Source organism: Vibrio vulnificus NBRC 15645 = ATCC 27562 (genome assembly GCF_002224265.1).
Classification (GTDB): Bacteria; Pseudomonadota; Gammaproteobacteria; order Enterobacterales; family Vibrionaceae; genus Vibrio; species Vibrio vulnificus.
Map to the genome: position 1 here is coordinate 547,635 of NZ_CP012881.1, position 11,538 is coordinate 559,172.

Annotated in this window: 9 protein-coding genes; 1 reads left to right on the plus strand and 8 read right to left on the minus strand. The window is 48.4% G+C overall.

Features of this window, described 5'->3' with window-relative positions; all coding sequences use genetic code 11:
* The first annotated feature begins 1 nt into the window (after nt 1).
* Nucleotides 2-1,342 carry a sigma-54-dependent transcriptional regulator gene (locus AOT11_RS02370; RefSeq protein ID WP_017420953.1) on the plus strand — a complete coding sequence of 447 codons (1,341 nt, stop codon included), beginning with the start codon at nt 2-4 and terminating at the stop codon, nt 1,340-1,342.
* A gap of 93 nt (nt 1,343-1,435) precedes the next feature.
* Here the strand turns inward: AOT11_RS02370 and AOT11_RS02375 are convergent, their stop codons facing one another.
* The 8 genes from AOT11_RS02375 to AOT11_RS02415 all read right to left on the minus strand — a co-directional run bounded on the left by AOT11_RS02375 (nt 1,436) and on the right by AOT11_RS02415 (nt 11,493).
* Complete coding sequence (locus tag AOT11_RS02375) at nt 1,436-3,394, minus strand: DUF3857 domain-containing protein (RefSeq protein WP_017420954.1); 1,959 nt, start codon at nt 3,392-3,394, stop codon at nt 1,436-1,438.
* Between the two features lie 194 nt (nt 3,395-3,588).
* Nucleotides 3,589-4,950: a TRAP transporter large permease gene (locus AOT11_RS02380; protein WP_017420955.1), complete on the minus strand. Its 1,362-nt coding sequence runs from the start codon at nt 4,948-4,950 to the stop codon at nt 3,589-3,591.
* Between the two features lie 3 nt (nt 4,951-4,953).
* Complete coding sequence (locus tag AOT11_RS02385) at nt 4,954-5,619, minus strand: TRAP transporter small permease (RefSeq protein WP_026050447.1); 666 nt, start codon at nt 5,617-5,619, stop codon at nt 4,954-4,956.
* Nucleotides 5,620-5,684: 65 nt separating this feature from the next.
* A complete protein-coding gene (locus tag AOT11_RS02390; protein WP_017420957.1) occupies nt 5,685-6,683 on the minus strand; it encodes a TRAP transporter substrate-binding protein in 999 nt (332 codons plus the stop codon).
* 558 nt (nt 6,684-7,241) lie between these two features.
* On the minus strand, nt 7,242-8,357 hold the full coding sequence (locus AOT11_RS02400) for an ABC transporter ATP-binding protein (RefSeq protein ID WP_017420959.1): 1,116 nt from the start codon (nt 8,355-8,357) through the stop codon (nt 7,242-7,244).
* Nucleotides 8,358-8,362: 5 nt separating this feature from the next.
* Nucleotides 8,363-9,220, minus strand: a complete 858-nt coding sequence (locus tag AOT11_RS02405) for a carbohydrate ABC transporter permease (protein WP_017420960.1) — start codon at nt 9,218-9,220, stop codon at nt 8,363-8,365.
* Entirely contained in the window at nt 9,217-10,140 is a 924-nt protein-coding gene (locus AOT11_RS02410; protein ID WP_011078159.1) for a carbohydrate ABC transporter permease, read from the minus strand. Before AOT11_RS02410 ends, AOT11_RS02405 begins: the two co-directional genes overlap by 4 nt.
* 105 nt (nt 10,141-10,245) lie before the next feature.
* Nucleotides 10,246-11,493: an ABC transporter substrate-binding protein gene (locus AOT11_RS02415; RefSeq protein WP_017420961.1), complete on the minus strand. Its 1,248-nt coding sequence runs from the start codon at nt 11,491-11,493 to the stop codon at nt 10,246-10,248.
* Nucleotides 11,494-11,538 lie beyond the last annotated feature (45 nt).

The following is an 11,538-nucleotide window of genomic DNA, read 5'->3' on the forward strand; positions in this document are numbered from 1 at the left end:
TATGAGCTTGGTTTATTTTATTGATGACGAATCCGATCTCAGACTCGCCGTGGAACAGAGTTTTGAGCTGGCCGAGATTGAAGCAAACTTTTTCGCCGATGCAGAAAGTGCCTTGTTGGCCATGAAAGCGCAAACACAACCTGCGGTGGTCATCACCGATATTTGCCTACCCGGCATCTCGGGTATGGACTTGCTCAACACCTTAATTCATCGTGACCCCGATCTGCCCGTCATTATGATCACCGGTCACGGGGACATCTCAATGGCGGTGAAAGCCCTTCACAACGGTGCTTATGATTTTATCGAGAAGCCCTTTGCCTCTGAACATCTGGTGGAAACCGTTAAACGAGCGATTGAAAAACGTCAGTTAACCAATGAAAACCAGCTTCTGAGACAATCGCTTAAAGCAAGCAAAACCCTTGGGCCTAGAATCATTGGTGAAACGCCGTCCATCCAAGAATTAAGAGAAACCATCAGTCACATCGCTGACACCCAAGCCGATATTCTGCTGTTTGGCGAAACTGGCACTGGCAAAGAGTTGATTGCCCGTTCTATTCATGAGCAAAGTCCTCGTCGTGAGAAAAATTTTGTCGCCCTCAATTGCGGGGCGATCCCTGAGAACCTAATCGAAAGTGAACTCTATGGCCACGAAAAAGGCGCGTTCACTGGCGCAGACAGTCAACGCATTGGGAAATTCGAATTTGCTCAGGGGGGAACGCTGTTTCTCGATGAAATTGAATCGATGCCAATGCAAGCTCAAATCCGCTTGTTGCGAGTGTTGCAAGAGCGCGTGATTGAACGCGTCGGGTCAAACCAGTTGCTGCCTTTGGATGTGCGCATTATTGCCGCCACTAAGGTTGACCTCAAACAAGCGGCAGCCAGCAGCGAGTTTCGTCAGGATCTCTACTATCGTCTTAATGTGGTGACTCTCAACCTACCGCCCCTAAGAGAACGAAAAGAAGACATTGCAGCCCTCTTTCACCACTTTTTACTGGTGGCTGCCGCTCGTTACGCAAAAACCGTCCCAGCGCTCTCTGCCAGCGATTTACAGCAGCTGTTAGCTCACAATTGGCCAGGCAATGTGCGAGAACTGCGCAATGCGGCAGAGCGATACATCTTGCTTGGCAAGTTAGCGCAGCTCGGCGAGACACCTGCAAGCACGACCGTGCATTATGCACTCTCCGATCAAGTGGCCGAGTTTGAAAAAAGCGTCATCGAGCAAACGCTGATGGAATGTGGTGGCAGCATCAAAGAGACCATGGACAAACTGCAAGTGGCGAGAAAAACCCTGTATGACAAAATGCAGCGCTATGGTTTAGATAAAGAAAACTACAAACAATAAAGGCCACAAAATGATTGGTGGCCTTATGTCGTTTGTCCCTTGCTCTCCTCTCACATGCACTCAACAGGCAAGCATGAGGGAGCTTAGTTATTTTTATTTTCCTTTGGCATAGCTGAAGTAGTAGGTCATGTACTCATTCGCTTGTTTTGTCTCTTTGATGTACTTCGGTAGCTCATCCACCGAGACCGAGGAGGCTTTTCTTTGGTAACGGTAGTTCATGTTGATTTTTTTATAAACTTGCGCCAATACCTGTAACAGCCCTTCTTCATCCCCCTTAATCGAAACATCCAGCGAGTAGGTGTCACTCTCAACTGAAAACTCTTCCTCTTCGAGCTGCAGTCTATCTGGCAAATTCACCACGATATTCTGCTCTATCGTCAAAGGCGCACCAACGTAGTACGGCGTTTTACGATTTTGAGTTTCTGGCGCATAGAGCGAGTTGTTGATGATATCCGCCGTCACTTCCACTCTCACAGTATTCTCTTCACCTTCCGTCCACGGGTTCTCGAGAACGTAAGTTTCCACCATGGTCACAACATTGCTCTGAGGGTCGTCTTGATACTCAAACTCTTCCGCCGCATAAACGCTTTGATAGAAGCGACTATAGTAGTCTTCATACTCACCCATCACCGTTTCCATCGAGTTTGCCGTTAGGTAGCGACGCATACGCTCAGCTTGGTGCCCTTCGTAAAGGGTCGTGATCTTCATCGTGCTGTCACCCTCTTTTTGGTGCTTGAAGTGGTATTCAACACTTGAGGTGATCTGATTGGTATTGTTGGCATTCATCTCACTCAACCAAATAGATTCGGGCTTAATCACCAGCGCGTAACCAAGCTCAGACTGTACAATCGAATCTAAAGCATCACCCTGTTCTGTTACTGTTGGATCAATCCAATACTCAAGACCTTGATGAAAGAAATTCACAATAACATGGTCGAATGCACTATGACCCGGCAGTTGTTCGTTGAGTTTCTCGCGATGAACGGTACTCACTAATGCAGGATAAGCTTCAACGCCAAGTTGGTTTAACAAGGTCGCCAGAAGCAAAGATTTGTCTTTGCAATCACCATAACCTTGCTCCAAGATTTGCTCAGGCAAACGAGGAGCGTGTGAGCCGATACCATTCTCAATGCCCAAATAACGGATTTTTTGCTGCGAAAGTTTAATCGCCGCCATGATCTGCTCTTCTTTTGAAGGCAAAGCTTTCAACTGCTCTAGCGCTTTAGCGAACAAACGGCCAGAGGTAGAATTTGGGTAAAGAGGAAGCGCCCACTGAGCCACCTCTTGCCAGTTATCGTAGTTCGACACATTGATATAAGGGTACGGGATAAACCAGCTTGGCTGATCCTTTTCATCAAAATCGTACGTTCTTCTACCATCTTCAAAAACATACTCTTCCATCGCGCCAACTTGGCGATGCGTCAATGAGCCAAACTCTGAGTTCCCAACGCGTGTGATGGTAAAACCTTTGTCTACAGGAACCAAGCTGCGTGCGTACACTTTAGCCACTGGCACTGACCAACCCAATCTAATCCATGTATCAAACTTATCACCAAAAACGGGGTTAGCGCCTTCAATGCTAAAGCTGTAGTCAATAATGTCGCCAACTTGGACATTCTTCAAAACCAAGTAATACGTTTCAGTGCCGTTATACAACAGTTTTTCTAAGTCGGATTCTTGCTTAAAACGCTTTAACTCCACCTCTTGCGACTTATCAATACGCTGGCCATCGCGCCATACATCAACGTGGTGAAATAGCACTTTTTCATAATGAGGATCAAACGAAATGGAGATCTGAGAGTTGTCTTCAACCCCTTTAGAATTAACGGATTTGGTTGCATAGTGGGTGTACATCGTCGGCTTAGGCAACGTAAAGTTGTACTGTTTGTCCACTAACAGGAAAATGCTGCCATCCACTCGATCCCGTCGATTCTCTTTGTCAAAAGTTTGCTTCACAACCCATTCTGGTGTGGGGGTTAACACAAGCGATTCACCCGCAAACAGAGAAAAGCTCGCGGTAAGTAAAAGCCACACTGACCATACAAATTTCATATTCATCCAACGCTATATTTTAATTTCATTTAATTAATCGAATGAATACTAACGAGTTGAGAGGCAAATAGTAAGCCCTTTACAAAGAAACCCGCCAAATGGGCTTTGGCGGGTTACGTTTAACGAATTTCGTACTTATTACAGAGACTTACCACTTGAGCTTATCGCATTGAATCTGCGGTAAGGCGACGCTGTTACTTGGTAATGATCTCCGGCCCCATCAGTGTGGTTGGTAGCCAAGTCGATACCCAAGGAACGTACGTGACAATAATGAGGAAGAGGAACATCACCGCCACCCATGGTAATGCGGCTTTGACCACGTTCATCATCGACATTTTTGCCACCCCTGCGGTGACGAACAAGTTGAGCCCGACAGGCGGAGTGATCATGCCTATCTCCATGTTCACCACCATGATGATGCCTAGATGAATTGGGTCGATACCTAACGCAATGGCGATGGGAAAAACTAACGGAGCGACGATGATCAATAGACCTGACGGTTCCATAAACTGACCACCAATCAGCAGCAATACGTTAACCACAATCAAGAAGGTGATAGGGCCAAGACCCGCTGACAACATTGATTCCGTGATCATTTGTGGAATGCGTTCTTCCGTCAATACGTGCTTAAGAATCAATGCGTTGGCAATGATAAACAACAACATGATGGTCAGCTTACCCGCTTCAAAAAGCGTATGCTGGGTATCTTTATGGAAGAAGGCTTCAAACACTTTCACGAGCGCAGAACGTTGGTTTTGCTTATCGGCAAACGGTCCCATGTCTTTATAAACGAAGTTGGCAATCAAAAACGAGTAGACTGCAGCTACCGCCGCCGCTTCGGTTGGGGTAAAAATGCCCCCATAGATACCACCAAGGATGATCACCACCAGCAGTAAACCCCAACTCGCTTCTTTGGCTGAGTTGATGGCTTCTGACCAGCCGACAAAAGGCTGTTTTGGCAGATTTTTTATGCGCGCCGCAATGTAGATCGCCACAATCAACATCAAGCCTGCAAGTAGCCCCGGGATCACGCCGCCTAGGAACATACGACCGACCGAAACATCGGTTGCCGCAGAGTAAACGACCATCACGATCGAAGGTGGGATCAAAATACCCAGTGTCCCAGCATTACAAATCACCCCAGCGGCGAACTCTTTCGAGTAACCGTTTTTGATCATCCCAGCGATAACGATGCTACCAATCGCCACCACGGTAGCCGGAGAAGAACCGGACAGCGCGGCAAACATCATACATGCCACCACCGAGGCCATGGCTAGGCCACCGCGAAACCAACCCACCATGGCAATCGCAAAGCGGATGATGCGCTTAGCCACCCCACCCGTCGACATAAAACTGGATGCCAAGATAAAGAACGGAATCGCCAACAAGGTGTAGTGACCTTCAAAGGCGTTAAATAAGGTCTGCGCCACCGACGCCAAAGACGCATCGGAGTGCCACATCAAAAACAGAATGCTCGATAAGCCGAGAGAAACCGCGATAGGCACGCCAATCAGCATAAAGCCGATGACGAACAAAAATAAAAATAGAATATCCATCGCTTACTGCTCCTTACCATCGCGACGTGAACCACCCATCAAATCGGCGGCATCACCCATCTCCGCTTTCAATGCTTCGAGATCTTCTTCTGCCTCATGGCCCGCGATCATGCGATCTTGTTGATCGGTCAGAATTCGCCATGCGACCTGCAAAAAACGAAACGTCAGCAACGCCATTCCAACGGGAAGTGCCATATAGGGAATAAAGCGGGGGATCTTCTCGTACGCTTCGCCTTCATTGAACCAATCCGACATAAACTGAAACATCTCAGGCATCGGGATGTCGTCGGTTTCATACCAAGCACGCTCAGTCGCAAAGGGGTACCAGTAATTCCAAGAGCCAATCAAAAGTAAGATAGAAAAGGTGAGGCAACAACTGACGGCCACCAAGGCCAGCACTTTACGTAACGGTGGTGGGGCTTTATCAATCACCACATCCACACCGATGTGGAAGTGTTTCTTCACACCATAAGACGCGCCGACCAACACCATCCATGCAAACATAAATACCGTCAGTTCAAGGGCCCAGAGAATGTTGTCGTTAAAGAGATAGCGCATCACAACATTGACGAAAGTCAGCAGTGTCATGGCACCAAGGAAAAATGCAATCAGCCCTTCTTCTACCCGATCGGTGAAGTGACCAATTTTTGCCAAAAGTGATTGTTCCATAATCGATTCGCTCATTATTGTGCTAAAAACTGGGCTCTGACTCGACCGTCAGAGCCCGTTCTTATTTATTGCTTGTTTGACGCCAATGCCGCATCAATCAGATCTGAACCGATGTCTTTCTCAAATTTCTTCCAAACAGGTTTCAACGCGCTTACCCACGCTTCACGCTGCTCTGGCGTCAAGGTGCGCACCACACCACCTGCTTCAATCACGTACTGCTTGTTGGCTAACTCAACCTTGTTGGACTCAGCGTTACGTTGCTCTGTCACTTCTTTTAGGATGGTCGCGAACTGATCACGTACATCCGCAGGCAGGCCATCCCACCACTTGCTTGAGGTCACAACTAAGTAATCCAAAATGCCGTGGTTGGTTTCAGTAATACCATCCTGCACTTCAAAGAATTTCTTACCGTAGATGTTAGACCAAGTGTTTTCCTGACCATCAATAACCTTGGTTTGCAGGCCGCCGTACACTTCAGCAAACGACATTTTTTGTGGGTTCGCACCCAGTTGTTCAAACTGAGCTACTAACACGTCAGAGGCTTGCACGCGGAATTTCAATCCTTTGGCGTCCTCAGGCGAAATCAGTGGCTTGCTGGCTGAAATTTGCTTCATGCCGTTGTGCCAGAACTCTAGCCCGCGTACACCACGACGATTCATGGCATTTTTCAACTTCACGCCCGCGTCTGAGTTTTGGAAACGGTCAACAGCGTCGACGTCTTCAAACAGGAATGGCAGGTCAAAGATGCGATATTTCTTGGTGAATTTTTCAAACTTGGAAAGAGAAGGGGCGGCCAATTGCACATCGCCGTTTAGCATGGCTTCTAACACTTTGTCGTCATCGTACAGTGTTGAGTTTGGGTAAACCTGCATACACGCTTTGCCGTTCATCTCTTCGTTCACGCGTTTTTCCAGTAGTGATGCAGCGATCCCTTTCGGGTGCTTATCGGTATTGGTAACGTGGCTGAACTTGATGACGATCTCGCCTGGGTCACAGTTGGCCGCCGCATTGAAACTGGTGACAGCAAGTACGGAAGCAGCAAGTAGGGTTAGAGGCTTTAACATTATTCTTCTCCTTGTTAATCGAACCGCCCCATCTTTGGGTGCGATACTTCTGTTAGAGCAATAACCAGACCAAAAATAAAAACAACTAAAATTCAGATAGATAAGATAAAAACCCATGAAGACCACCCCGTTGCAGCGTTTAAAATGGGTGGGAAATGACACATCAATCAAGAACAAAAGGGTGGAAAGTGACACATGGGGACTAAACGCTATGGGTATGTTCCTTGTCTTTAGAGCTCGAATGGCAGGCAAGATAAACGGATTGTCGAAAAATGGATTGTCGAAAAACGGAATACTGGAAAGCTGATAGTAGGACAACCGATAGTAGAAACACCAATTACAAGAAAGCGTATCTGACAGAAGGATAGGAGCTTCAAGACCGATGAGTGCAGAAAGGAAGGCGTGTCCTCACATCAAACCGCAAGCTTAGTTTGATCATTCTCCCCCGATCATGCCATAGCGACACCGTGATAATGTGCATCGCCACGATAGAGGACACGCAAATAATAGGCTAACGCGCCCTACACGCTTCGCCCTTGTGAGTTTCACCCAACCTCATCAGTGAAACTCTATTCGTTGTTGTGATTCGGCATCAAAATAGACCGCTTTGGAGAGATCAAAATAGAGCGAGGCACTCTCCCCGGCTTTTGCTTGTAGCTCCGGCGAAAGACGACACGCCACTTCCTGCTGGTTCACTTTAATCATCGCAATCGTATCTGGCCCTGTCGGCTCCAACACTTCCAGTTTCAGATCTAAGCACGTCGACGCACTCTGATCATCGCTCGGCTTGTCGGAAATGTGCTCAGGACGCAAACCAATCACCACGCGTTTGCCATCTTGCTCACGCATGGAAGCAGGCAATTTGATGTGATGCTCCTGGCCACACTCTCCGGTCACTTTAATCACTGGGTGATCTTCATTGTTGAGATCGACCATGGTGGAAATAAAGTTCATCGACGGTGAACCCATGAAGCCCGCCACAAACATATTCGCCGGTTGGTTGTAGATCTCCTGTGGTGTCCCGAGCTGTTGTAGGATGCCGTCTTTCATCACTGCGATGCGGTCTGCCAGCGTCATCGCCTCGATCTGATCGTGGGTCACGTAAACGATGGTGGTATTGAGCTTTTGATGCAACCGTTTGATTTGGTGGCGCATTTCCACACGCAGTTTGGCATCCAGGTTTGAAAGCGGCTCATCAAACAGATAGAGCTTAGGACGACGCGCTAACGCACGCCCCATCGCCACACGCTGGCGCTGCCCGCCAGATAGCTGAGACGGTTTGCGATCCAAAAGGTGGTCAATTTGCAGCATTTCGGCCACACGTTGCACTTCCGCATCGATCTCGCTTTGCGCCATTTTGCGGATCTTCAAACCAAATTCGATGTTGCCGCGCACCGTCATATTGGGATACAGCGCGTAAGACTGAAACACCATCGCGATGTCGCGATCTTTCGGTTCCACTTGCGCCACATCGACACCATCAATCACAATTTCGCCGGAAGAAATGTTTTCTAACCCCGCTATGGTGTTCATCAAGGTGGATTTACCACACCCTGACGGGCCAACCAAGATGAGAAACTCACCAGAGTCGATACTGATATCAATGCCTTTTAAGGTTTCTTGGTCCGCTTTTGGGTAGGTTTTGCGGATCTGTTTGAGTTCTAGAGTTGCCATGTTACTTATCCTTTTACTGATCCCGCAGTTAACCCGCGTACAAAATATTTACCCGCCAACACATACACCAGCAGCGTGGGTAGCGCCGCGATGATCGCCGCCGCCATGTCCACGTTGTACTCTTTCACTCCAGTACTGGTGTTGACCAAGTTATTCAGCGCCACCGTAATCGGTTGGGTTTCTGAGCCGGAATACACCACACCAAACAGGAAGTCATTCCAAATCGCAGTAAACTGCCAAATCACCGTGACCATAATGATGGGCGTTGAAATAGGCAGAAGGATTTTGAAGAAGATGGTAAAAAATCCTGCGCCATCGAGCTTGGCGGCTTTGATTAGCTCATCCGGTACGCTGATGTAAAAGTTACGGAAAAACAGTGTGGTAAACGCCATGCCGTAGATAACATGCACCAGTACCAACCCGGTGGTGGTATTGGCCAAACCCAGCTTGCCAAGCACCGCGGCCATCGGCAGCAAGATCACTTGGAAAGGAATGAAGCAGCCAAACAGCAACAAGCTGAAAAACAGATTAGAGCCACGAAATTGCCATTTGGTCACCACGTAACCGTTAAACGCCCCAAGCAGAGTCGAAATGGCCACGGCAGGGATCACCATTTGAAACGAGTTCCAAAAGTAGCCCTTTACCCCCTCACATTTCACCCCAGTACAAGCGCCATTCCACGCTTTGTACCAAGCATCAAACACCCACTCTTGTGGCAAGCTCATTAAGTTACCGGCCTTAATGTCCGGCAAGGTTTTAAACGAGGTGATCACCATGACAAACAGTGGCATCAAATAGACTAGGCAGAAAAAGACCAATGCGCTGTAAATAAACCATCGAGCCATGTTCACTGAAGAGTTCATGCGCGCTTCTCCCTAAGCTCGGAATAAAGATACGGCACCAAGATGGCCAGAATGCCTCCCAACATCATCATCGCACTGGCGGCACCTAAGCCGATTTGCCCGCGAGTGAACGAGTGAGCGTACATAAAGAGTGCAGGTAAATCCGATGAATAGCCCGGTCCACCAGCAGTCATAGCGGTAACCAAGTCGAAGCTCTTAATCGCGATGTGCGAGGTGATGATCACCGCGCTAAAGAACACCGGACGCAAACACGGCAGTATGATTTTCCAATAGATGGTCGGTAGGCTCGCGCCATCAATTTGCGCCGCTTTGATGATCGAGGAATCAATACCACGCAAACCCGCGAGAAACATCGCCATGACAAAACCGGACGATTGCCACACCGCGGCAATCACTAAGGTGTAAACCGACATCTCCGAGTTCACCAACCAGTCAAATTTAAAGGTGGTCCATCCCCAATCGTTCAACAGTTTTTCTATCCCCAATCCTGGGTTCAAAATCCACTTCCACGCCGTACCAGTCACAATGAAGGACAGCGCCATGGGATAAAGGTAAATGGTGCGAATTGCCCCTTCCTGACGGATGTTTTGATCCAACAAAATGGCCAGACCGACACCCAAGACGATGGCAATCGCAATGAAAAGAACGCCAAAAATACCTAGGTTAGTAATCGACGTTACCCAGCGGTCGTTTTCCATCAATTTGGCATATTGGTCGAAACCAACAAACTTAAAACTGGGTAGAAAACGGGAGTTAGTCATGGAAAGCGCCGCTGTCCAAAAAATAAATCCGTAGATACACACCACCGTCACTAGCATGGTCGGCGCTAACACCAGTTTCGGTAACCAGTGTTGCAAGCGATCAGCTAGCGAAGGTTTCGGTGCGATTTTGCTCGTTGGCCCACTCAAAATATGCTCCATAACGATTCCTTGTAGCGAAAAACACTTCCTACCGAGCAAACGCTCAGATTGAGAAGATCAGCTGAGATAGGCAGACAGGCAAAGAGCACCTGCCCGCCTAGGGGGTTAGATCGCTGCTTTCACGGCTTTCGCCAGTTTCTGTGCAGCTTCTTTTGGATCAGCCTTGCTGTCGTTAAAGAAGTTGGTCACCACATCGTAGATCGCACCTTGTGCGTAACTGGTGGTAGAGAGGCCATGCGCCATACTTGGCACGAGATCACCCGACTTCGCGCTGGCTTTGAAGGTCGCCATCGAGTCAAGCGCACATTGATCAAACTTACTCATATCCATGTCCAAGCGAACTGGAATCGAGCCTTTGTTGAGGTTGAATACCTCTTGGAACTCTTTGGTCAAGATGGTACGAGCCAAATCTTGTTGGGCTTTTTGATTGGCTTTGTCACTCAGTTCAAAGAAAGCAAAGCTGTCGATGTTGAAGGTAAACTGGCCAGCTGTCCCCGGCGCTGGCGCACAGATGTAGTCTTTGCCCGGTACTTTGCCCGCAGCGCTAAACTCACCTTTTGCCCAGTCACCCATGATTTGCATCGCCGCTTCGCCATTGATGACCATGGAGGTCGCCACGTTCCAATCACGTCCCGGCGCATTGCTGTCGATGTAATCACGCATTTTTTTGAACTTAGTGAACACTTCCACCATCTTGTCACCAGACAAGACGTTCATGTCCAGATCGACAAACGCTTTGTTGTAGTCATCGCTGCCTAACACATCCAGCGCGACCGCTTCAAACACGGTCGCGTCTTGCCAAGGTTGGCCACCATGGGCAAGCGGAACAAAGCCCGCCGCTTTGATTTTATCCGCTGCGACAAAGAACTCATCCAAGGTGGTTGGTAAGCTCACGCCCGATTTTTTCAATACATCTGGGTTTGCCCATAGCCAGTTAACACGGTGAACGTTGACAGGCACCGCCACGTATTCACCATCAAATTTCATCACCTTAGTGACAACGGAAGGCAAGATGCCATCCCAGTTTTCTTGTTTCGCTGTCGCATCGAGAGAAGTGAGGAAACCTAACCCACCCCATTCCTGAATATCGTGTCCTTTAATTTGAGCCGCAGACGGAGGGTTGCCTGAAACCGCACGGGTTTTCAGTACCGTCATGGCTGATTCGCCACCACCGCCGGCAACCGCAAAATCCTTCCAAGTGTGACCTTGCTGTTCAAGCATTTGTTTGAGCACGGCAGCGGATTTCGCCTCGCCACCAGCCGTCCACCAGTGCAGCACTTCTACTTCGCCAGCTTGTGCAAAAGAGGCAGCAGAAATAAGAGAGAGGGTAAGTAGGGTTTTCTTCATTTTCATTGTTATCTTCCATGTATCGGATTAGACAGATCAGGTCATGCCTGA